The sequence below is a fragment of the Streptomyces sp. NPDC002156 genome (assembly GCF_053593675.1).
Window position 1 is genome coordinate 17,195 of sequence record NZ_JBSFDA010000064.1, and the last position, 20,734, is coordinate 37,928.

The window sequence follows — 20,734 nt, forward strand, 5'->3', positions numbered from 1 at the left end:
AAGGGAGGGGCCCCAGGACCGAGTCCGAGTCCTGGGGCCCCTCCCTTTGTTCCCTTCGGACGGTCAGACCGCCGCGATCCGCCGCAGCGTCTCCGCGATCGTGTCCCGCGACGGCAGCCACACCCGCTCCAGCGAGGGCGCGTACGGCGCCGGTACGTGCGGCGGGGCCACCCGGGTCACCGGGGCGTCCAGGTGCCAGAACCCCTCGTCGACGGCTAGGGCCGACAGTTCGGCGCCGACGCCGAAGTCCCGTACCGCCTCGTGGGCGATGACCAGGCGGTTGGTCTTGGCGAGGGAGGCGAGGACGGTCTCGCGGTCCAGCGGGGCGATCGTGCGCAGGTCGATCACCTCCACGCTGATTCCCTCGGCGGCCAGCAGGTCGGCGGCGGCCAGGGCGTCCTGGACCATCCGCGACCAGGAGACCAGGGTGATGTCGGTGCCCTCGCGGACCACCTTGGCCTTGCCCAGCGGGATCAGGTGGTCGGCCGGCGGACGCGGGCCCTTGAGGCCGTACTGGAGCCGGTTCTCCACGAAGATCACCGGGTTCGGGTCCAGGATGGCGGCGCGCAGGAGGCCGTATGTGTCGGCCGGGTTGGACGGCATCACTACCGTCAGGCCCGGGATGTGGGCGAGGAGGGCCTCCAGGCTCTGCGAGTGCTGACTGCCCGAGGAGCGGCCCGCGCCGAACTGGGTGCGGACGACGAGCGGCATCGAGGCCCGGCCGCCGGTCATGAAGCGCAGCTTGGCGGCCTGGTTGAGCAGCATGTCGAAGGCGACACCGATGAAGTCCATGTACATGATCTCGACGACCGGCTTCATCCCGGCCATGGCCGCCCCGACCGCCGCGCCCAGGACGGCGCTCTCACTGATCGGCGTGTCGCGGACCCGGCCCGGGAAGGCGTCCGCAAGGCCACGGGTGAGGCCGAAGACGTTGCCGCCCGCGCCGACGTCGATGCCGGCGATGAACACATCGGGGTCGGCGGTGAGTTCGTGTTCCAGGGCGAGGCGTACGGCGTCCATGGAGCGGAAGACCTCGCCGTCGGCGGGGGCCGGCTCGGGCACCTCGGAGCGGGGCGCCGAGACGAAGTCGTGCAGCGTCTCGGGGTCCGGCTCGGGCAGGCTCCTGGCCCACTCGACCGCCGCCTCGATCTCCTTGTCGATCTCCTCGTCGACGGCGTCGGCCAGCACGGCCGGGACACCGGCCGCCGCCAGGTGCTTGCGGGCCACCAGCAGCGGGTCGCGCTCCTTGGCGGCGGCGACCTCCTCGGCGGGGCGGTAGCGCTCGGGGTCCCCCTCGTAGTGGCCGTGCCAGCGGTAGGTCTCGGCCTCCACGAGGACGGGTCCGGCGCCGCCCCGCAGGCGTTCCACCACGTCGTTCATCAGGCCCGCCACCGCGAGGACGTCGTTGCCGTCGACGTGCGCGTAGTCGATGCCGTATCCGGCGGCGCGGGCGGAGAGCGTGGCGCGGTGCTGTGCGGAGGCGGGCGAGAACTCGGAGTAGTGGTTGTTCTCGCACAGGAAGACGACGGGCAGGTCCCATACGGCGGCCAGGTTGACGGCCTCGTGGAACATGCCCTGGGCGACCGCGCCGTCCCCGAAGAACGCCACCACCACGTCACCGGCGGCGCGCAGCTTGGCAGCGGTCGCCACCCCGGCGGCGATGGGCAGGCCGGCGCCGACGATGCCGTTGGCGCCGTAGATGCCGAGGCGGGGGTCGGCGATGTGCATCGAGCCGCCGCGGCCGTGATTGGTTCCGGCCTCCTTGCCCATCAGCTCGGCCATCATGGACGCCGTGTCCAGGCCCTTGGCCAGGACATGCCCGTGGCCGCGGTGGGTGGAGGTGATTCCGTCGCCGGGGCCGAGCGGCCAGCAGGCGCCGACGGCACTCGCCTCCTGGCCGATCGACAGATGCAGGAATCCGGGGATCTCCGTCGCCTTGTACAGCACGGAAGCCCGCTCCTCGAAGCGTCGGATTCGACGCATCCGGCGGTACATTTCCAGCAGCTGTTCCGCGTGCGCGGAACCGCCGGAACCGGTCGTTGTCTTGTGCGATGCCTCGATCGTCATGCGCGTCCTCGCAATGTCGCGCGGGCGGTACAAGGCCGCGCCGCCGGAGTCCATCTTTTAATGTACCGTCTGGTCTAGCAAACTGGTCAAGCACAATAGAACGAGGTCCCGGGCCCGCTTCCCCCCGGATGCGCCATTCGGCCGTCCGGATGCGGGCCCGAGGTCATGTCTCATCGGTATGTCGAATGTCGACACAGCAGGCGGGGAGAGAACCACATGCCACGACCACCGGGCCATGGACCGGACTACGAGGTCCGACGTCAGAAGATCATCGACACCGCGGCCACCCTGTTCGCCCGTCATGGCTACGCGGCGACCTCGATCAACGAACTGGGCCGAGCGGTCGGGCTCGCCAAGGGCGCCCTGTACTACTACATCGGGTCCAAGGAGAACCTGCTGATCGAGATCCAGTCGCGGGTGATGGACCCGCTGCTGTCCCGCGCCCGGCAGATCGCGGGCCTCGACGCGGACCCGCTGGTACGGCTGCGGCTGCTGTCGGAGTCGCTGCTGACGATCATCTTCCGCAGGCTCGACCACATCTGGGTCTACGAGCACGACTACCGCAGCCTCACCGGCGACTACCTCGACACGCTCCTCGGCCAGCGCGCGGAGTTCGAGCAGCTGGTCCGGGGACTGCTCACGGAGGCCGTGGAGGCGGGCACCTTCCGCGCGGTCGAACCGCACCTGGCCACCCTGCAGTTCCTGAATCTGCACAACCACACCTACCAGTGGGTGAAGCCGGGCGGCCGCTGGGACGCCTCGTACCTGTCCAGCGAGTACTGCGACACCCTGCTGCGAGGGTTCGGGGCGCCCGGCGCGGCCCTGCCGGACGTGGAGGAGGAGGCGGCGGCCTTCAAGCGCGACCGGCCCGACCTGCCGCTCGACCCCGAGGCCGAGTGGCAGCCGGCCGCACTGGCGAGCTGATCCCCGTTCCGGGATCCCCGGGCCCGCGGCATCCGCCGCGGGCCCTTTCGCGTCGCGCACCGGCCTGCTCATGTCACGCTTGCTCGTGTCACGTCTGCTTCAGCAACGCCCGTGCGATGACGTCGCGTTGGATCTCGTTCGTGCCCTCGCCGATCTCCAGGATCTTGGCGTCGGCGTAGAACCGGGAGATCTCCGACTCCCGCACATAGCCGTATCCGCCGTGGATCTGCACAGCCTGGGAGGCGGCACGGTTGGCCACCTCGGAGGCGTACAGCTTGGCCATGGCGGCCTCCGTGCCGTACGGGCGCCCCTGGTCGGCGAGCCAGGCGGCCCGGTAGACCATCCAGCGGGCGGCCTGGAACTCCGTACCGATGTCGGCGATCTTGTGGGAGACCGCCTGGAAGGCGGACAGCGGGCGGCCGAACTGGTGGCGTTCCGTGGCGTGTTTGACGGCCAGTGAGAGCGCCGCCTTCGCCAGCGACAGACCCAGCGCGGCGACGCTGATCCGGCCCTTGTCGAGGACGTTGAGGAACTGGCGCAGCCCGTTGCCCTCCTCACCGATCAGATGGTCGTCGGAGATCCAGCAGTCCTCGAAGACCAGTTCCCGGGTGTCCATGGCGTGCCAGCCGAGCTTCTTCAGCTTGGCGCCGCAGCTGTAACCCGGCGTGCCGGTCGGGACGTAGAAGGTGGCGAACCGTTTCCGTCCGTCGTCGTTCTTGCCGGTCGTGGCCAGCAGGGTGACGCCCTGGCTGATGTCGGTGCCGGCGTTGGTGATGAACATCTTGGTGCCGTTGATCACCCAACCGCCGTCGGCCCGGCGGGCCGTGGTGGTGATGCCGGCCGCGTCGGACCCGGCGCCGGGCTCGGTCAGACCGAACGCCCCGATGGCCTCGCCCTTGGCGAGCGGCGCGAGCCAGCGCTGCTTCTGTTCCTCGGTGCCGTACGTCAGGAGCGGCAGGGTGGCGATGGTCGAGTGCGCGTTCCAGGAGGAGGCGACCGACTGGTCGGCGGCGCCCAGTTCCTCCATGACCGCGACGTAGGAGACCGTGTCTGAGCCTGCGCCGCCGTACTCCTCGGGCACGAGCATGCCCATCAGGCCGAGTTCGCCGAGCTTGGTGAAGATCTTGGTCGGGAAGGTCTCGGTCTCGGACCACTCCGCGGCGTTCGGCGCGATCTCCTTCGCCGCGAACTCGCGGACCATGTCCTGGAGATCGCGGGTCTCCTCCGGCAGGTCGAAATCCATGTCACAGTCCCTTCGGAGTGAGCAGCACCTTGAGGTGCCGGGCCCGGTCGGCGGCCAGGTCCGCGAAGACCTCGGCCCCGTCCGCGAGCGGGAAACGTCCGGTGACCAGAGCGGAGGCGTCCAGGCGCCCGGTGCTCATCAGGTCGATCACACGGGGGATGTCGAAGTTGTAGCCGAGCGTGCCGACCACCGAGCGTTCGTAGAAGACGAGTTGGCCCATGTCGAACTCGACGTCGCCGTGCCCGACACCGGCGAGTACGACGCGTCCGCCGCGCCGGACCGTGCTGACCGCCTGTCCGGCGAGCGCGGGTACGCCGGTCGCGTCGATGACGACGTCCGGGCCGATGCGGCCCGTCTTGAGGAACACCTCACGGCGTACGTCCGTCTCGCGCGGGTCGAAGGCCTCGGTGACGCCCAGTTTGAGCAGCAACTCGCGGCGCCCCGCGAGGGGTTCGCTCACGTAGAGGCCGGCGGCGCCGGCGATGCGGGCCGCGAGGACCACTGCTACGCCGATCGGGCCGCCGCCGACGACCAGGACGTTGTCGCCCGGCCGGACTCCGGCGCGGGTGACGGCGTGCAGGCCCACGGCGAGCGGTTCGGCCACGGCCGCCATCTCGTCGCTGACGTTGTCGGGGAGGCGGGTCAGGCCGGCGATCGGCACGGTGACGCGGTCGGCGAAGGCGCCGGGGGAGGCGAGGCCGACGGAGCCGCTCTTGGGGCAGATGTGGTACTCGCCGCGCGCGCACCAGAAGCAGACACCGCAGTGCCAGACGGGGTCTGCGGTCACCCGGTCGCCGATCTTGATCCCGGGTATCTCCGTGCCCAACGCGAGGACTGTGCCGCTGAGTTCGTGGCCCAGGGCGAGGGGTGGGGCCTTGCCGGTGAGGGGGTGGGGGCTGGGGCGGATCATGTGGGGGCCCTCTAGGAACTCGTGCAGGTCTGTGCCGCAGATTCCGGACCAGGTGACGTCCACGATGGCCTCGTGGGGGGCGGGGGCGGGTGGGTCCGGGACCTCCTCCAGCCGTAGGTCTCGTGCGGCGTGCCAGCGCAGTGCCTGCATGGTCCGCCCTCCTTTCGGTTCGTGGTGATCGGCTTTGTGTGTGCGTGCGGGCCGGTGGGGGCTGGTCGCGCAGTTCCCCGCGCCCCTGGGCAAGGCGGCCCCTACGGGGCGCCTTGCCCAGGGCCCTCGAAGCGGGCCTTGCCGGGCCCCTCGGACAGGAACGACTCGATGCCTGTCGTTGCGTCTCTTGTTCCGAAGACGCCTGTGAACAGGGAGCGTTCTAGGGCCAGGCCTGTTGACAGGGACGTGTCGGTGCCGTGGTTGACGGCCTCCTTGATGGCTTCCAGTGCTGCCGCCGGGCCCTGGGCCAGCTTGCGGGCGTAGTGGAAGGCGGCCGTGTGGACCTCGGCCGCCGGGACCACCTCGTCCACGAGGCCCAGGCTCAGGGCCTCGGCCGCGTCCACCCGGCGGCCGGTCATCAGGAGGTTCTTGGCGCGGGACGGGCCGATCAGGCGGGTCAGGCGCTGGGTGCCGCCCGAGCCCGGGATGATCCCGAGCTGTACTTCCGGCTGGCCGAGGAGGGCGTCGTCCGCCGCGACCCGGTAGTCGGCGGCGAGGGCCAGTTCGAGGCCGCCGCCGAGCGCGTACCCGGTGATCGCCGCGACGACCGGCATGGGCAGCTGGGCCACCTCGTCGAAGGTGCGCTGAAGGGCCCGGTTCCAGCCCCGTACCTCGTCGATGTCCATCGCGGCGAGCGCCTTGACGTCCGCCCCGGCGGCGAACAGCCGCTCGCCGCCGTAGAGGACGACGGCCCGTACATGGGGCGAGTCGGCCAGCTGGCGCACGCGCGCGGCGAGTTCGTCGCGCTGGAGGGTGTCGAAGGCGTTCATCGGCGGGTGGTCGAGGCGGACCGTGACAACGGGTCCGTCGGTGTCGAGACGGATGCGCGGCACCAAAGCCTCCTCATCGAGGTCGTCATGGTCGTCGTGGTCATCGAGTTCAGCTGGGGAAACGACTCGAACTCATCGGTGCGCAGATGGTTGTCGATGCGTTCACGTCGTCGTACAGTTCGGCAACAAGTTTTATAGACCAAGAGGTACACTAAATCATGGGAGCGGGCAACCAACCGGCCGGAACCCGCCTTTCCGACACAGAGCGAGAGAGACCCGTGCACAATTTCGCGAGCATCCTCGATTACCACCTGACCCAGCGGCCCGAAGCCGTGGCCGTCACACAGGAGGACCGCAGCCTGACGGTGCGCGAGCTCCATGACCGGGTCAACCGGCTGGCCGCGGGCCTGACGGAACTGGGCGTCCGGCGCGGCGACGTCGTCGGACTGCTCCTCTACAACCGGCCGGAGTTCCTGGAACTGGTGTACGCCGCCAACCGGATCGGGGCGGTCTTTCTCCCGTTGAACTACCGGCTGTCCGAGGAGGAATGGGCGTACATTCTCGGTCACTCCCAGGCAAAGGCGATCATCACCGAACCGGAGTTCGTCCGGGCGGCCGACCGCATCGCCGGGAAACTGTCCGATCTGGAGCACCGCATCCTGGTGGACGGTGAGCCGGAGTCCGACGAATGGACCGGTTACGAGGCGCTGCTGGCCCGGCACGAGGGCGCCCGTGTCGATCCCGTCGAGGTCGGCCCGGACGATCTCCAGCGGCTGATGTACACCTCGGGCACCACCTCACGCCCCAAGGGCGTGCGCATCACGTACGGCAACCTGCACGCGAAGAACATCTCCCAGATCGTCCACTTCGGCCTCACCGCGGCGGACACCACGCTCGTGGCCGGGCCGCTCTACCACGTCGGCGGTCTGGACATGCCGGCCCTCGCGGTGCTGTACGCGGGCGGCGGTGTGGTCCTCCAGCGGAAGTTCGACGCGCCGGGCGTGCTGCGGGCGATCCAGGAGCACCGGGTCACCAACGCCTGGCTGGCGCCGGTCATGGTCAACGCCGTCCTGGAGGTCCCGGACCGGGAGTCGTACGACACGACCTCTATGCGCTTCATCGTGGGCGGCGGCGAGAAGACCCCCGAGCCCGTGCTGCGGCGGATCATGAACGCGTTCCCGAACGCCTGGTTCGCCGATGCCTACGGGTTGACCGAGACGGTCTCGGGCGACACCTTCCTCGACCGTGAGCACGCGCTGTCCAAGCTGGGCTCGGTCGGCCGGCCCGTGCCGCACACCCGGATCCGGATCGTCGACGACACCGACAAGGAAGCCCCGGTGGGCGAACTCGGCGAGATCACGCTGCGCGGACCGAAGGTCTTCGCGGGCTACTGGCGCGACGAGAAGGCGACAGCCGCGGCCCTGCGGGACGGCTGGTTCCACACCGGCGACATCGGGCACGTCGACGAGGAGGGCTTCCTCTACATCGACGACCGCAAGAAGGACATGATCGTCTCCGGTGGCGAGAACATCGCCACACCTGAGGTGGAACGGGTGCTGTACGAGCACCCCGCCGTCCTCGAAGCGGCGGTCGTCGGGCTGACCCATCCGCGCTGGGGCGAGGTCCCGCGTGCCTTCGTGGTGTTCCGACCGGGGGCGGAAGCCGGTGCGGAGGAGCTGCGGGAGTTCTGTCAGGAGCGCCTGGCGAAGTTCAAGGTGCCGGCCCGGTTCGACATCGTCGACGAACTCCCCCGTACACCCTCGGGCAAGGTCCTCAAGCGGACCCTGCGCGACATCCCCGCGGAGAGCTGACCATGGCCGATGTGAACACCGACCTGCGGCTGGACGGCCGTACCGCCTGGGTGACCGGCGCCGGGAAGGGCCTCGGGCGGGCCATCGCGATCGCTCTGGCGCAGGCCGGGGCGAACGTCGCGGTGACCGCCCGTACGACGGCGGACCTCGACAGCCTCGAAGCGGAACTGGCCGAGTACGGCGGCAAGGCACTGGTGCTGCCCGGCTCGGTCGCCGACTCCGCCGCCGTACGGGGCATGGTGGAGGGTGTCGTCGAGTGGACGGGCCGGCTGGACGCGGTGGTCAACTGCGCCGGGGTCAGTCCGCACTTCAGCCGGAGCGAGTGGGTCACCGACGAGGACTGGTCGCGGGTTCTCGCCATCAATCTCCAGGGGACCTTCTACTGCTGTCGCGAGGCCGGGCGGGTCATGCTGGAGCAGGGGGCCGGGTCGATCGTGAACATCTCGTCGGTGCATGCGAGTACGGGGTTCGAGCGGATCGCGGCGTATGCCGCCAGCAAGGGTGGGGTCGAGGCGCTCACCAAGTCGTTGGCTGTGGAGTGGGCGGATCGGGGGGTGCGGGTGAATGCGCTTGCGCCCGGTTACTTCCGTACGGATCTCAGTGCTGGGTTGTTGGACAGTCGGTGGGGTGAGCGGATTGTCCGGGGGACGCCTCTGGGGCGGGTGGGGTCCGTCGAGGAGCTTGGGGGTGCGGCGGTGTTTCTTGCGTCGGATGCTTCTCGGTTTGTTACGGGGACAACCGTGACTGTGGATGGGGGATGGACTGCCTGGTAGGTAGGGGCAGGGAGCTGCGCGGCTTGGTGGTTCTTTGGCCTCAGGCCGGTGGGGGCTGGTCGCGCAGTTCCCCGCGCCCCTAAAGGCAGGCCGGCGGGGCTTGTCGCGCCCACGCGGCGGAGCCGCATACCGATACAGCCCCGCGCCCCTAAAAAACGGGGCGCGTCTCCCTCGGGCCTACCCGAAGAGGTCCTCCGAGACTGCTTTTACCGTGTTCACCACCAGGGGGGCCACCAGCTCCAGGGACGAACTACCGTCTCCTACCACCGAGATCGCGCCGATCGGGCCCTCGGGGCCTCGTAGGGCCAGGCCTACGCAGCCCAGGTCCGGGAAGCACTCGCCTCGGTCGATGGCCAGGCCGTTGCGGCGGCGTACCGCGCGGAGTTCGTGGTGGAGGTGGTCCAGGTGGCCGATGCTGTGTTCGGTGCGGCGCTCGATGAGCTGGGCGTAGCGGGCGTCGATCTCCTCCGGGCTCAGCCAGGCGAGCATGGCCTTGCCGAGGCCGGTGCAGTGGGCGATGGCCCGACCGCCGACCTTGGACGGGATGTCGACCGCGGCCCGGCCGCCGACCTTGTCCAGGTAGTAGATCTCCGGGCCGTCGAGCACGGCGAGGTGAACGACCATGCGCGTACGGACGGCCAGGTCCAGGAGGTGCGGCGCGGCGGCCGAGCGCAGTGCGCTGTGGCCGATCTCCCGGCCGCCGAGGCCCAGCGCCCGCTGTCCCAGCGTGTAGCCGGCCACCGTGTGGCGCAGCCAGTCCAGGCGGACCAGCTGGTCGAGTATCCGGTGGGTGGTCGAGCGCGGGAGATGGGTTCGGCGGGAGACCGTCTCCAGGGTCAGATGGGTCTGTGGACGTTCGAAAAGGTCCATGATCAGCGTGACGCGCTCCATCATCGACGGAGGCAGTACCTGCCCGACGACCTCGGAGGATCGCGAGTCCAGGCGAAGGGCAGACGTCATCGTCGGTGCCTCTCTGCTCAAACCGAAATCAATTCTAGTTCGGCGGCTTCGGCGTCAAGGTACCAACGCCTCGGTCCGCAGAGAAAGAGTCGTGCACCGATTTATTGGGGCGGTCGGTCTAATCTATGGGCGGGCAAAAAAATTGCCGCTCCCCGGAAGGTTTCTTCCGGGGAGCGGCACGTTCGGTCGGTGTCAGCCCTGAGTGGTCAGGTCCAGGGCGATGTCCACGATCATGTCCTCCTGGCCACCGACCAGTCCGCGCCTGCCGACCTCCTGGAGGATCGTGCGGGCGTCGAGGCCGTAGCGCTCCGCCGCCGCCTCCGCGTGGCGGAGGAAGCTGGAGTAGGCGCCCGCGTAGCCGAGGGTCAGGGTTTCGCGGTCGACGCGGACCGGGCGGTCCTGGAGCGGGCGGACCAGGTCCTCGGCGGCGTCCTGGAGGGCGAAGAGGTCGCAGTCGTGCTTCCAGCCCTGGAGGTTGGCCACGGCGACGAACGGCTCGATCGGGCAGTTGCCCGCGCCGGCGCCCTGTCCCGCGAGCGACGCGTCGACCCGGGTCACCCCCTCCTCCACCGCGACCACCGAGTTGGCGACCGAGAGGGAGAGGTTCTCGTGGGCGTGGATGCCGATCTGGGTCTCCGGGTCGAGGACGTCCCGGTAGGCGCGGATGCGGTCGCGCACCCCGTCCATGGTGAGCCGGCCGCCGGAGTCGGTGACGTAGACGCAGTGCGCGCCGTAGGACTCCATCAGCTTCGCCTGTCCGGCGAGGACCTCCGGGGTCGCCATGTGGGCCATCATCAGGAACCCGGAGACGTCCATGCCGAGTTCGCGGGCCGTGGTGATGTGCTGGGCCGCGACGTCCGCCTCCGTGCAGTGCGTGGCGATGCGCACCGAGCGGACCCCCATGGCGTAGGCCCGCTTGAGTTCGACGATCGTGCCGATGCCGGGCAGGAGGAGGGAGGTGAGGGTGGCGCGCTCGATGGCGTCCGCCGCCGCCTCGATCCACTCCCAGTCGGTGTTGCTGCCCGGCCCGTAGTTGAGGCTGCCGCCGGCCAGGCCGTCACCGTGGGCGACCTCGATCGCGTCCACGCCCGCCTGGTCGAGGGCCCTGGAGATCTTGCCCACGAACTCGGGGGTGATCCGGTGCCGGATGGCGTGCATCCCGTCCCGGAGGGTGACGTCCTGGACGTAGAGCCTGGGGTTGGCGGTCACTTGGTCACCTCGGAGGAGAATCGCTGGGCGATGCGCTCGGCGACGCGCAGGGCGGCCGAGGTCATGATGTCGAGGTTGCCGGCGTAGGCGGGCAGGTAGTGGGCGGCGCCCTCCACTTCGAGGAAGACCGAGACCTTCGTGGTCGCCTCGGAGCGGTCGCCGGTGAAGAGGGTGTGCACCGGGTCCTCGTCGGGGACCGGCGTGAACTGGACCTGCTGCTTCAGGCGGTAGCCGGGTACGTACTCGGCGACCGCCGCGACCATCTCCTCGACGGAGGCGCGGATCGCTTCGTGGTCGGCGTCGCCGATCAGGCAGTACACCGTGTCCCGCATGATCAGCGGCGGTTCGGCCGGGTTGAGGACGATGATCGCCTTGCCGCGCCGGGCGCCGCCCACCTTCTCGATCGCCCCGGACGTCGTCTCGGTGAACTCGTCGATGTTGGCCCGGGTGCCGGGCCCCGCCGACTTCGAGGCGATCGACGCGACGATCTCGGCGTAGGGCACGGGCGTGATCCGGCTGACCGCGTGGACGATCGGGATCGTGGCCTGGCCGCCGCAGGTGACCATGTTCAGGTTGTCGACAGCGTTGTCGGCGGCGTTCAGGTGCTCGTCCAGGTTCACCGTCGGTACGACGTACGGGCCGATGGCCGCCGGGGTGAGGTCGACGAGGCGTTTGCCGTACGGGGCGAGCTTCTTGGCGTTCTCGACGTGGGCCTTCGCCGACGTGGCGTCGAAGACGATGTCGATCTCGTCGAAGCCGTCCATGGCGATGAGTCCGTCCACGCCCTTGTGCGTGGTCGGGACCTTCAGCCGGGCGGCGCGCGCCAGCCCGTCCGAGTCCGGGTCGATGCCCACCATCGCGGCCATCTCCAGAGTGTCGGACAGGCGCAGCACCTTGATCATCAGGTCGGTGCCGATGTTGCCGGAGCCGATAACGGCCACCTTGGTCTTGGTCATCCGTGCTCCTTGGGTTCCCTGCGTTCCTTGCTGGAGAAGGTCGCTGTCACTGTGCCCAGGCCCGACATCTCGGCCCGGACGGTGGTGCCTGGCGGGGTGGGGACGAGCGGGCCCAGAGCGCCCGAGAGGACGACCTGGCCGGCGCGCAGGGGATCGCCGAACTCCCGGGCGGTGCGGGCGAGCCAGAGGAGTGCCGCCAGGGGGTCGCCCAGGCAGGCGGCGCCGGTGCCCTCGGACGCAAGGACGCCGTCGGCGTACAACCGCATGGTCACGTCCCGGGGTTCGAACTCCTTCAGGGTGATCTGTTCGTCCCCGAGGACGAACAGGCCGCTCGACGCGTTGTCGGCGATCGTGTCCGTGATCGCGATGTCCCAGTCGGCGACCCGGCTGTCCACGATCTCCAGGGCGGCCACGGCATGTCCGACCGCCGCGCGGACCCGCTCGATGTCGAGGTCGTCGTCGTCCAGGTCGGCGGCGAGCACGAACGCGATCTCCGCCTCGACCCTGGGCTGCAGCAGGCGCCCGCTGGGTACCTCGGGCAGCGCGGAGACGTCCATGTCGGCGAGGAGGACGCCGAAGTCGGGGCGGTCCACGCCTACTTGGCGTTGGACCGACTCCGAGGTGAGGCCTATCTTGCGGCCTACCACGCGTGCGCCAGCGGTCAGGCGGTCGGCGATGACGTGTTGCTGGACGGCGTAGGCGAGGGCTATGTCGGTGCTGCCCAGGAGGTCCCGTACGGGGGCACAGGGTTTTCCGGCGTGGGCCGCGTTGGTCAGTCGCGCGGCTGCCTCGGCGACGGGCGTCGGTTTCCCGGTGTCTGTCATTCGTGTCCTCAACTTGTGCGGTGCGCTCCGCTGGGGCGGCGGTTCTTCGGGTGCGGGCCGGTGGGGGCTTGTCGCGCAGTTCCCCGCGCCCCTAAAGGCGTGCCCCCTGTTCGTCAGAACCGTTCGGATACCCAGCCTGAGTGGGCTCGGTGTACCGCAGGTGCAGGGGTTCCGCTCAGCGGGACTGGGGGGTCTCGGTGAGCGGAATGGCTGAACAGCGGCGGCGTGACGGCTCGTTACCGTCAGCGGCTAGCTGCTGAACGGCTGGAGGAGAGGTCCATGGTGAGCATCAACGAAGATGTCTACGACGTGGTCGTCGTAGGGTCCGGCGGAGGTCTGGTCGGGGCGTATGCGGCGGCTTCGCGCGGGCTGCGCACACTCGTCATCGAGAAGACCGACCGGGTGGGCGGTACCACCGCCTACTCCGGCGCCGGGCTCTGGTTCCCGGGCTCCGCGCCGCTGGACCGGGCCGGCGTCGAGAACGATGTGGAGAAGTCCCGGACGTATCTGCGCACTGTCGTCGATGACAGTTCCCGCGAGCGGCTCCAGGACGCCTATCTGCGGGCCGGCGCACAGGTGATCGACGAGTTGGAGCAGAATCCGCGGTTCGGGTCCTTCGTGCACGGGCCCGTGCCGGAGTACTACGCGGCGGCCCCCGGCGCCTCCCCCGCGGGACACACCATCTTCCCGGCGGAGGTTCCCGCCGCCGAGCTCGGCGAGTACGCCCGGCTGGTGCGCGAGCCCCTCCCGATGGAACGATGGGGGCGTGACCAGGGCCCGGTGCTCAACGGTGGCCGTGCGCTCATCGGCAGGACGCTGGCCGCGTTCCTGGAGACCGGGCACGGCACGCTCCGGCTCAACACCGCGCTGGAGAGCCTCGTCGTCGAGGACGGCAGGGTCGTGGGCGTGGACGCCGTCAGCGAGGGTGAGCGCGTCCGGATCCGCGCCACGCGGGGCGTGATCCTCGCCGCCGGCGGTTTCGAACGCGACCCCGAACTGCGCGCGAAGCACCAGCCGCCGCTCACCGGCGAGTGGTCCAACGGCGCCCCGGAGAACACCGGCGACGCCCTGCTGGCGGGGATGGCGGTCGGTGCCGCCACCGAACTGCTCGACCAGGCCTGGTGCATACCGGGTCTTGTGTGGCCGGACGGACTTCCGCTCTTCCACACGGGAACCCGGGGCGGGATCTGGGTCAACGCCGCCGGCGAACGCTTCATGAACGAGAACCTTCCCTATGACCAGGCCGGGCGCGAGATACTCCGTCTGCACCGGACCACGGGTGTCTCGCACATCCCCGCCCACTGGGTGTTCGACCAGCGGCAGCTCGACCGGGACGGCTTCGGCGGCCCGGCCGACCAGCCCGTCAGCTCCGAGTGGTTCGAGTCGGGTGCGTTGAAGAAGGCCGACACCCTTGAGGAGCTGGCCAAGCTGATCGACGTACCGATCGAGGCGCTGCGGAAGACCATCGAGGAGTTCAACACCTACGCGCCCACCGGAGTCGACGAGCGGTTCCATCGCGGTGAGACGCCCTGGGACCAGATCGCCAACTACGTGCTGGGCTTCCCCGCCCATCCCGAGCTGAGTTTCCCGGCGCCGCCCACGACCGAGTGGCCGAACGCGCTGCTGCCGCCGCTCGACACCCCGCCGTACTACGTCGCGACCATTCTTCCGGCCGACATCGGGACCAAGGGCGGTCTCAAGACCGACGAGAACGCGCGGGTGCTGCGGCCTGACGGCACCTCGATCGACGGGCTCTACGCGAGCGGGAACACCATGGCCGCGATGTCCGGAAACGTGTACCCGGGTGCGGGGACCCCGATCGGTTCGAGTGTCGCCTTCTCGTACCTGGCGGTACTGGACATCGCCGGCGCGAAGGACTGATCTCACGGCTGTGCCCGGGACACCTGTCGTGTCCCGGGCACTGCTGTACGTCCGTTCAGGGCGCGGCGATCAGCCGTGCGGCCAGGTGCAGGTCCGCCTCCGCCTGTTCGGTGGTGATCTCCTCGGTCAGCATGGCCACGAACAGGCCCCACCAGCTGTAGACCAGCAGCCGCACCCTGCTGCGCGCGGTCTCCTTGTCGCAGCGGCCGCCGAGGAGGCGCAGGAGCCGTTGTCCCAGGGCCCTCTCCACGATGTCGAACCGGGTCGGGACGACGCTCGCGTACTCGGTGAACGACGACAGCGCCACGGCCGAGGCGAGGAGCGGGCTGGCCACCAGTTTTCCGCTCAGCTCGATGAGTGTCTCGGCCACCTCGGCCGCCGGATCGGCCCCGTCGGCGGCGGGACAGCCGGCGTCACGGCCCCCGAGGAACTGGTCGATGTGCCATTCAAGGACGGACAGGAACAGGTAGGGCTTGGACGGGAAGTAGCGGTACAGCGTGCCGATCGCGACGCCCGCCTCCTTGGCCACGTCGTGCATCTGCACCCGGGCGAGGCCCTCGCGCGCGCCGAGGTCGGAGGCGGCGTGCAGGATGCGGACCTGACGGGCGGCCTGGCGGTTCGACATCGGAGCGGCGGGCTGCCGTACCTCTGCGGGTCTTGCCACGTCGTCGCCCCCTCATGCGGTGTCGTCGAGTCGCCGCCCCGCGTTGCCCCTCAGGAGGTCTCGGGGCGGGTCAGGAAGGCCAGGACCGCGCTCTCCCAGGCCGCCTTCTGTTCGATCATCGCCCAGTGCCCGCAGTCCGGGAGGACGTGCAGTTCGGCCTTGGGGATGGTGCGCATCGGCAGCAGCGCGTTCTCCAGCGGGGTGACCCGGTCGTCGCGGCCCCAGGTCAGCAGCGTGGGCGCGGTGATCTTGTGGAGGGCGGCCCAGATGGGCTGGTCGGAGTGGGCCTGGGCGGCCATGATCGCGGCCATCGCCTGCCGGCCGTAGATCCGGCGGGACGCCTCCAGCGTCGCCGGGTCGGTGGCGCTCACCCAGCGCTCCTCGATCAGTTCGTCGGTGAGCAGGGCCGGGTCGTGGACCATCGAGCGCAGCCACTGGACGAGGTTCTCCCGGGTGGGGTTCTCAGCGAACTCCATCAACAGGTTCAGGCCCTCGCTGGGCGCCGGGGACAGGATGTTGCGGCCGACCCCGCCGATGGTGACGACCCGGCGGAACAGGTCCTTGTGGGCGACGGCGAGCCCCACGGCGACGAATCCGCCCATGGAGTTCCCGACGACGTCGACCTTGTCGAGCCCGAGGCCGTCGAGGAAGCGCAGTACGGCCTTGGGGGCCGCCGCCATCGGGTTCTCGTCGGTCGGGTCGCTCACGCCGAAGCCGGGGAACTCCAGGGCGAGGGTGCGGAAGTGCTTCGCGAACACGGGCAGGTTGCCCCGGTAGTTGCGCCAGCCGGTCACACCGGGCCCCGACCCGTGCAGCAGGAGCAGCGGCGGTCCGTCGCCCGCCTCGTGGTAGCGCAACACGCCCTCGTCCGTGGGGAGTTCGCGCAGGGTGTCCTCGTACGTCAGAGAGGTGAGTGTCATGACAGCACCGTGGCATCGGGACGGCGGCCCTCGCCGGTGGGCTCCCGATCAGTGGGACGGTCCCGGCGGGGAGCGGCGCGGGCTGTCTAGCGTCGTGGATGTAGCGATGCCGGGGGCTCTCGGGCCGCCCGGACCTGACCAATGCGAAGCAATGTGAGGGGAGGACCTGATGGGTGTTCGCTCACTCGGGTACCTGCGTCTTGAGTCCAACGACATCGACAAGTGGAAGGCCTTCGGGGGCGACTTCCTCGGTCTGATGCCCGTCGAGGGCGCCGATCCCGAGTCGCTCCACTTCCGGATGGACGACTATCCGGCCCGGATCGTGGTCTCTCCGGGGGCGCAGCCCGGGATGACGGCGCTGGGCTTCGAGGTCCTGGACGAGCGCGAACTGGCGGGCCTGGTCGCGGACGTCGAGAAGGCCGGGATCAAGGTGACGGCCGGCACCGAGGCGGAGGCCGCGGCGCGCAAGGTCACGGGCTTCGTCAAGTTCAACGACCCGGGCGGCAACCCGGTCGAGCTGTTCTACGGCACGACCCTCGACCATGTGCCGGTGCAGACCCCGCTGGTGTCGAAGTTCGTCACCGGCGACATGGGCTTCGGCCACGCCATCATCTCCGCCGAGGACGCGCGGACGACGTTCGAGTTCTATGTCAACGTCCTGGGCTTCATCGAGCGCAACACGATGCGCTCACCGGGCGGCACGACCTGGTTCATGGGCTGCAACCCCCGCCACCACACCCTCGGGGTGACGCCGATGCCGGGTCCGGGGCGGCTGCTGCACTTCATGGTGGAGGGGGCGACCCTGGACGACGTGGGGCGCGCGCTCGACCGGGCCGGGAAGTACGAGGTCCCGATGATGCACTCGCTCGGCAAGCACACCAACGACCACATGGTGTCGTTCTACGTCTGGTCGCCGGAGAACTACGCCGTCGAGTTCGGCTGGAACGGCCTGAAGGTGCCCGAGCCGGTGCCGGTGTACGAGATCACGGACGGCGCGTTCTGGGGCCACCACTTCACTCCGCCGCCGATGCCGCCGGCCGCCGGCTGAGCGGAAAAGCCCTGAGCCCCACGCCTCCTGGAATCCGTCCGGGGCGTGGGGCTCAGTCATGTCACTGCCGGGTCATGTCACCGCCGTCTCACTCGACGGTGATCGCCCGTTCCGGGCAGGCCCGTTCACCGTCATGGGCCGCCGCTTCGAGGCCTTCCGGGACCTCTCCGTCGAAGGGCAGCGCGTAGCCGTCGTCGTCGAGGCGGAAGAGTTCGGGTGCCGCCACCGCGCACCGCGCGTGTCCCGAGCAGGCCGATTTGTCGATGGTGATCTTCACGAACCACTCCTGTTCTACGGCTTGTCGGCCGACTTCTACGGCTTGTTGGTCGACCCGGCGTCCACGGTGAACTGCAGGCCGGTGACATACCTCGCCTCGTCCGACGCGAGGAACAGCACCGCGTTCGACACGTCCCGTGGTTCGACGTACGGGGCATGGGTGTTCATCGCGGCGAGGGCGAACATCGGTTCCCGCTCGGCGAGTTCCTCGATCGGTACGCCCACGGTGATGCCGGTGTCGCTGACGCCGGTGGGGTGGACGGTGTTCACCCGGATGCGGTGGGTGCCGAGTTCGTTGGAGAGGGCCTTCATCAGGCCGACCACCCCGTGCTTGGCGGCCACATAGTGGGCGTACGGCACGTGGCCGCGGATTCCGGCGGCCGAGCTGATCATGATGATCGAGCCGCCGGCGCCCGCCTCGATCATCCCCGGGAGTGCCGCCCGTGCCGTGTTCCAGGCGCCCTTGAGGTTGACGTCGACCACGACGTCCCACGCTTCCTCGGTCAGCTGCCAGGCGGAACCCGAGCTCATGACGCCCGCGTTGGCGACGACCACGTCGAGCCGCCCGAACTCCTCGTGGGCCGCGTCGACGGCGGCCCGCATCTCCGTGATCGAGCGGACGTCGGCCTGGACGGCGACGCACCGCCGGCCGGTCGCCCGCACCAACTCGGCGGTCTCCTCCAGCTGTTCCTTCGCCGCGAGCGAGTAGGGCAGCGCGTCGCTGATGTCCCGGCAGACGTCGGTGATGACGATGTCCGCGCCCTCCTCCGCCAGCCGCACGGCGTGGGAGCGCCCCTGCCCGCGTGCCGCCCCTGTGATGAGCGCGACCTTGTTCTCAACTCGCCCCATGGCAGCCTCAGTTCTTCGAATGGTCGGTCGGGCCGGTCGGACCGAGGAGGTCCTCGGCGGCCTCGTGCAGTGCGCTCAGCCGTCGCTGGAGGAGTTCGCGCTCGGCCTCGTCGCCGGCACCGAGTTCGGCGAGGCGTACGTCCGTGTCGGTGATCTCCGTGAGGAGCCTGCCGTGGGCCTCCTCGCGGGTGAGCAGATCGAGGTCGGTCCAGTCGGAGCGCTCGGACTCCGGGCGCCTGCTCATGCGGGGAGGTTGTACAGGCGGCGGGTGTTCAGCTCCACGATCTTGTGCACCTCGTCGTCCGGTACGTCGGCGAGTACCTCGGCGGCATAGGCGCGGCTCTTGGGCCAGTACGAGTCGGAGTGCGGGTAGTCGCACTCCCAGGTGATCTTGTCGATGCCGACGTGGTGGCGGACCTCGACGCCGAAGCGGTCGTCGATGAAGCAGCCGTGGAAGTGCTTGTGGAACAGCTCGGAGGGCCGCACGCTCTGGTTGACGTTCTGGTAGAAGCGGTGCCGCTCCCAGGTGCCGTCGGCGCGCTCCAGCAGATACGGGATCCAGCCGATGCCGCCCTCGGACAGCCCGATCTTCAGCTTGGGGTGCTTGTGGAGCACCGGGGAGAAGAGCAGGTCGGCGGTGGCGTACATGGCGTTGGTGCCGAACAGCGTGATCGTCACCGCGAACGGGGCTTCCTCGGCGGTCTTCGGCGGCTTGCCCGAGGTGCCGAAGTGCAGGCACAGGGGCATGTCGGTCTCCTCGGCCGCGGAGAACATCGGGTCCCAGTAGTCCGTGTGGAAGGAGGGCAGGCCGCGCGGGGCGGGGTTCTCCGGGAAGGAGATCGCCTTCGCGCCCTTCGCAGCGGTGCGGTGGATCTCGGCGACGCAGAGATCGACGTCCCACATCGGCATGATGACCAGCGGGATCAGCCGGCCGGGCGCGGTGGCGCACCACTCGTCGAGGACGAAGTCGTTCCACGCCTGGACGCACAGCAGCGCGAGTTCACGGTCCTTGCCGTCCAGGAAGACATGGCCGGAGAAGCCCGGGAACGAGGGGAAGCACAGCGCCCCCCAGACCCCGTCGAGGTCCATGTCGCGGATGCGGGCCTTCGGGTCGTAGCAGCCGGGGATCATCTCGTCGTAGCGCGTCGGTTCGAGGCCGAACTCCTCGGGGCTCTTGCCCGCGACCGCGTTGAGGCCGATGTAGGGATACACCCGGTCCTCGTAGACCCACACCTCGGCGGGCGACTGGCCCTCCCCGCGCGGCTGTTCGACGCTGCGCGGGCCCGCTTCCCGGTACTTGGCGGGCAGGCGGTCGGTCCACAGTCGTGGGGGCTCGATCAGGTGATCGTCGGTCGACAGCAACTTCATCCATGGCTGCAACGGCATCCTTGCGCTCCCTCGGTCTCGGAGACTCTCCAGCATCGGCACATTGCGTGTACTGATCGGGTCCCACTCAGTGGAAGAAGGTGATGAAACCCCTAGCTTCTCTCGGATCATGGAGGTGAGCCAGATCCATCCATCGAGATTCAGGCTACTCTTTTATCCGACGGAAGGAGACCCCATGGGTCGAGTGCAGGACAAGGTCGTCTTCATCACCGGGGCGGCGCGCGGCCAGGGCCGGGCCCAGGCGATCCGGCTCGCCGCGGAGGGCGCCGACATCATCGCCGTGGACCTCTGCGAGGACATCGCCACCAACGGCTACGCGCTGGCCACCGAGTCCGATCTGGACGAGACGGTGCGTCAGGTCGAGAAGCTCGGGCGGCGCATCGTCGCCCGCAAGGCCGACGTACGCGATCCGGGGGCGCTCAAGGCGGCCGTGGCCGACGGGGTGGCCGAACTCGGGCGGCTCGACGCGGTGGTGGCCCAGGCCGGGATCTGCCCGCTGGGCCCGGGGCAGACCGCGCAGGCCTTCCTGGACGCGGTGACCGTCGACTTCAACGGGGTGGTGCACGCCGTCGACGCGGCGCTGCCGCATCTGCCCGACGGTGCCTCGATCGTGGCGACCGGGTCGATCGCCGGGCTGATCCCGGCGACCGTCGACAACCCGGCCAACGGCCCTGGAGGCCTGGGCTATTCGTTCGCGAAGCGCCAAGTGGCCGCGTTCGTCCATGACTTGGCGACGGTGCTGGCGTCTCGGCACATCCGGGTCAACGCGCTGCATCCGACGAACGTCAACACGGACATGCTCAACAGCGACCTGATGTACCGCTCGTTCCGCCCCGACCTGGAGAACCCGACCCGCGAGGACGCGCTGCCCAACTTCCCGGCGACGACCGGCTTCGGCATCCCCTTCGTCGAGCCCGAGGACATCGCCGACACCGTCCTCTTCCTCGTCTCCGACGAGTCCCGCTACGTCACCGGTATGCAGATGCGGGTCGACGCGGGCGGGTACGTCAAGCGGCGGCCCCAAATGCCCACCTTCTGACCGGAGTTCACGCG

The 20,734-nt window shown here is 69.6% G+C and carries 20 protein-coding genes; 6 read left to right on the plus strand and 14 right to left on the minus strand.

What is annotated here, in order from left to right; genetic code table 11:
• Nucleotides 1-63: 63 nt before the first annotated feature.
• Nucleotides 64-2,067, minus strand: a complete 2,004-nt coding sequence (locus ACWCRB_RS24950) for an alpha-ketoacid dehydrogenase subunit alpha/beta (protein WP_450998147.1) — start codon at nt 2,065-2,067, stop codon at nt 64-66.
• 216 nt (nt 2,068-2,283) lie between these two features.
• On the opposite strand from ACWCRB_RS24950, the gene ACWCRB_RS24955 reads away from it, so the two are divergent.
• A complete protein-coding gene (locus ACWCRB_RS24955) occupies nt 2,284-2,991 on the plus strand; it encodes a TetR/AcrR family transcriptional regulator (RefSeq protein WP_389354120.1) in 708 nt (235 codons plus the stop codon).
• Between the two features lie 88 nt (nt 2,992-3,079).
• On the opposite strand, the gene ACWCRB_RS24960 is transcribed toward ACWCRB_RS24955, so the two are convergent.
• The 3 genes from ACWCRB_RS24960 to ACWCRB_RS24970 all read right to left on the minus strand — a co-directional run bounded on the left by ACWCRB_RS24960 (nt 3,080) and on the right by ACWCRB_RS24970 (nt 6,124).
• On the minus strand, nt 3,080-4,234 hold the full coding sequence (locus ACWCRB_RS24960; RefSeq protein ID WP_405538856.1) for an acyl-CoA dehydrogenase family protein: 1,155 nt from the start codon (nt 4,232-4,234) through the stop codon (nt 3,080-3,082).
• Nucleotide 4,235: 1 nt separating this feature from the next.
• Nucleotides 4,236-5,294 (minus strand): 2,3-butanediol dehydrogenase, encoded by a 1,059-nt coding sequence (locus ACWCRB_RS24965; RefSeq protein WP_450998148.1) that lies wholly within the window; start codon nt 5,292-5,294, stop codon nt 4,236-4,238.
• A gap of 101 nt (nt 5,295-5,395) precedes the next feature.
• A complete protein-coding gene (locus tag ACWCRB_RS24970; RefSeq protein WP_450998178.1) occupies nt 5,396-6,124 on the minus strand; it encodes an enoyl-CoA hydratase/isomerase family protein in 729 nt (242 codons plus the stop codon).
• A 278-nt stretch (nt 6,125-6,402) separates the two neighbouring features.
• Here ACWCRB_RS24970 and ACWCRB_RS24975 point away from each other — a divergent pair, with 278 nt between their 5' ends.
• Together ACWCRB_RS24975 and ACWCRB_RS24980 are read left to right on the plus strand one after the other, a co-directional pair.
• Nucleotides 6,403-7,935, plus strand: coding sequence for an acyl-CoA synthetase (locus tag ACWCRB_RS24975; protein ID WP_450998149.1), 1,533 nt, complete (start codon nt 6,403-6,405; stop codon nt 7,933-7,935).
• Between the two features lie 2 nt (nt 7,936-7,937).
• Entirely contained in the window at nt 7,938-8,708 is a 771-nt protein-coding gene (locus ACWCRB_RS24980) for an SDR family NAD(P)-dependent oxidoreductase (protein ID WP_450998150.1), read from the plus strand.
• Nucleotides 8,709-8,885: 177 nt separating this feature from the next.
• Here the strand turns inward: ACWCRB_RS24980 and ACWCRB_RS24985 are convergent, their stop codons facing one another.
• The 4 genes from ACWCRB_RS24985 to ACWCRB_RS25000 all read right to left on the minus strand — a co-directional run bounded on the left by ACWCRB_RS24985 (nt 8,886) and on the right by ACWCRB_RS25000 (nt 12,657).
• A complete protein-coding gene (locus tag ACWCRB_RS24985; protein ID WP_450998179.1) occupies nt 8,886-9,602 on the minus strand; it encodes an IclR family transcriptional regulator in 717 nt (238 codons plus the stop codon).
• A gap of 258 nt (nt 9,603-9,860) precedes the next feature.
• Nucleotides 9,861-10,877 (minus strand): 4-hydroxy-2-oxovalerate aldolase, encoded by a 1,017-nt coding sequence (gene dmpG / locus ACWCRB_RS24990; protein WP_450998151.1) that lies wholly within the window; start codon nt 10,875-10,877, stop codon nt 9,861-9,863.
• Nucleotides 10,874-11,833: an acetaldehyde dehydrogenase (acetylating) gene (locus ACWCRB_RS24995; RefSeq protein WP_450998152.1), complete on the minus strand. Its 960-nt coding sequence runs from the start codon at nt 11,831-11,833 to the stop codon at nt 10,874-10,876. The genes dmpG and ACWCRB_RS24995 overlap by 4 nt, the downstream gene beginning before the upstream one ends.
• Nucleotides 11,830-12,657, minus strand: a complete 828-nt coding sequence (locus ACWCRB_RS25000; RefSeq protein WP_450998153.1) for a 2-keto-4-pentenoate hydratase — start codon at nt 12,655-12,657, stop codon at nt 11,830-11,832. The genes ACWCRB_RS24995 and ACWCRB_RS25000 overlap by 4 nt, the downstream gene beginning before the upstream one ends.
• Nucleotides 12,658-12,936: 279 nt before the next feature.
• Between ACWCRB_RS25000 and ACWCRB_RS25005 the strand changes: the two genes are divergently transcribed.
• Nucleotides 12,937-14,538 carry an FAD-dependent oxidoreductase gene (locus tag ACWCRB_RS25005; RefSeq protein ID WP_450998154.1) on the plus strand — a complete coding sequence of 534 codons (1,602 nt, stop codon included), beginning with the start codon at nt 12,937-12,939 and terminating at the stop codon, nt 14,536-14,538.
• Nucleotides 14,539-14,593: 55 nt separating this feature from the next.
• On the opposite strand, the gene ACWCRB_RS25010 is transcribed toward ACWCRB_RS25005, so the two are convergent.
• Both ACWCRB_RS25010 and ACWCRB_RS25015 read right to left on the minus strand, forming a co-directional pair.
• Nucleotides 14,594-15,202, minus strand: coding sequence for a TetR/AcrR family transcriptional regulator (locus ACWCRB_RS25010; protein ID WP_450998155.1), 609 nt, complete (start codon nt 15,200-15,202; stop codon nt 14,594-14,596).
• A gap of 50 nt (nt 15,203-15,252) precedes the next feature.
• Nucleotides 15,253-16,122: an alpha/beta fold hydrolase gene (locus tag ACWCRB_RS25015; RefSeq protein WP_450998156.1), complete on the minus strand. Its 870-nt coding sequence runs from the start codon at nt 16,120-16,122 to the stop codon at nt 15,253-15,255.
• 169 nt (nt 16,123-16,291) lie between these two features.
• On the opposite strand from ACWCRB_RS25015, the gene ACWCRB_RS25020 reads away from it, so the two are divergent.
• Nucleotides 16,292-17,170, plus strand: coding sequence for a VOC family protein (locus tag ACWCRB_RS25020; protein ID WP_450998157.1), 879 nt, complete (start codon nt 16,292-16,294; stop codon nt 17,168-17,170).
• An 88-nt stretch (nt 17,171-17,258) separates the two neighbouring features.
• Here the strand turns inward: ACWCRB_RS25020 and ACWCRB_RS25025 are convergent, their stop codons facing one another.
• Genes ACWCRB_RS25025 through ACWCRB_RS25040 form a run of 4 tightly spaced genes read right to left on the minus strand, consistent with a single transcriptional unit; the run spans nt 17,259 to nt 19,681 of the window.
• A complete protein-coding gene (locus tag ACWCRB_RS25025) occupies nt 17,259-17,447 on the minus strand; it encodes a ferredoxin (RefSeq protein ID WP_450998158.1) in 189 nt (62 codons plus the stop codon).
• A gap of 35 nt (nt 17,448-17,482) precedes the next feature.
• A complete protein-coding gene (locus tag ACWCRB_RS25030) occupies nt 17,483-18,295 on the minus strand; it encodes a mycofactocin-coupled SDR family oxidoreductase (RefSeq protein WP_450998159.1) in 813 nt (270 codons plus the stop codon).
• A gap of 7 nt (nt 18,296-18,302) precedes the next feature.
• Complete coding sequence (locus ACWCRB_RS25035) at nt 18,303-18,539, minus strand: hypothetical protein (RefSeq protein ID WP_450998160.1); 237 nt, start codon at nt 18,537-18,539, stop codon at nt 18,303-18,305.
• The gene (locus ACWCRB_RS25040) at nt 18,536-19,681 is read right to left on the minus strand and encodes an amidohydrolase family protein (RefSeq protein WP_450998161.1); all 1,146 of its coding nucleotides are present in this window, start codon (nt 19,679-19,681) and stop codon (nt 18,536-18,538) included. The genes ACWCRB_RS25035 and ACWCRB_RS25040 overlap by 4 nt, the downstream gene beginning before the upstream one ends.
• Before the next feature lie 175 nt (nt 19,682-19,856).
• On the opposite strand from ACWCRB_RS25040, the gene ACWCRB_RS25045 reads away from it, so the two are divergent.
• Nucleotides 19,857-20,720: a mycofactocin-coupled SDR family oxidoreductase gene (locus ACWCRB_RS25045; protein ID WP_450998162.1), complete on the plus strand. Its 864-nt coding sequence runs from the start codon at nt 19,857-19,859 to the stop codon at nt 20,718-20,720.
• The last annotated feature ends 14 nt before the right edge of the window (nt 20,721-20,734 follow it).

Bases quoted from the DNA above. Each gene is read 5' to 3' on its own strand.
- ACWCRB_RS24950 (WP_450998147.1), bottom strand. From the start codon at position 2,067: ATGACGATCGAGGCATCGCACAAGACAACGACCGGTTCCGGCGGTTCC.
- ACWCRB_RS24955 (WP_389354120.1), top strand. From the start codon at position 2,284: ATGCCACGACCACCGGGCCATGGACCGGACTACGAGGTCCGACGTCAG.
- ACWCRB_RS24960 (WP_405538856.1), bottom strand. From the start codon at position 4,234: ATGGATTTCGACCTGCCGGAGGAGACCCGCGATCTCCAGGACATGGTC.
- ACWCRB_RS24965 (WP_450998148.1), bottom strand. From the start codon at position 5,294: ATGCAGGCACTGCGCTGGCACGCCGCACGAGACCTACGGCTGGAGGAG.
- ACWCRB_RS24970 (WP_450998178.1), bottom strand. From the start codon at position 6,124: ATGAACGCCTTCGACACCCTCCAGCGCGACGAACTCGCCGCGCGCGTG.
- ACWCRB_RS24980 (WP_450998150.1), top strand. From the start codon at position 7,938: ATGGCCGATGTGAACACCGACCTGCGGCTGGACGGCCGTACCGCCTGG.
- ACWCRB_RS24985 (WP_450998179.1), bottom strand. From the start codon at position 9,602: ATGATGGAGCGCGTCACGCTGATCATGGACCTTTTCGAACGTCCACAG.
- ACWCRB_RS24995 (WP_450998152.1), bottom strand. From the start codon at position 11,833: ATGACCAAGACCAAGGTGGCCGTTATCGGCTCCGGCAACATCGGCACC.
- ACWCRB_RS25000 (WP_450998153.1), bottom strand. From the start codon at position 12,657: ATGACAGACACCGGGAAACCGACGCCCGTCGCCGAGGCAGCCGCGCGA.
- ACWCRB_RS25005 (WP_450998154.1), top strand. From the start codon at position 12,937: ATGGTGAGCATCAACGAAGATGTCTACGACGTGGTCGTCGTAGGGTCC.
- ACWCRB_RS25015 (WP_450998156.1), bottom strand. From the start codon at position 16,122: ATGACACTCACCTCTCTGACGTACGAGGACACCCTGCGCGAACTCCCC.
- ACWCRB_RS25020 (WP_450998157.1), top strand. From the start codon at position 16,292: ATGGGTGTTCGCTCACTCGGGTACCTGCGTCTTGAGTCCAACGACATC.
- ACWCRB_RS25030 (WP_450998159.1), bottom strand. From the start codon at position 18,295: ATGGGGCGAGTTGAGAACAAGGTCGCGCTCATCACAGGGGCGGCACGC.
- ACWCRB_RS25035 (WP_450998160.1), bottom strand. From the start codon at position 18,539: ATGAGCAGGCGCCCGGAGTCCGAGCGCTCCGACTGGACCGACCTCGAT.
- ACWCRB_RS25040 (WP_450998161.1), bottom strand. From the start codon at position 19,681: ATGCCGTTGCAGCCATGGATGAAGTTGCTGTCGACCGACGATCACCTG.
- ACWCRB_RS25045 (WP_450998162.1), top strand. From the start codon at position 19,857: ATGGGTCGAGTGCAGGACAAGGTCGTCTTCATCACCGGGGCGGCGCGC.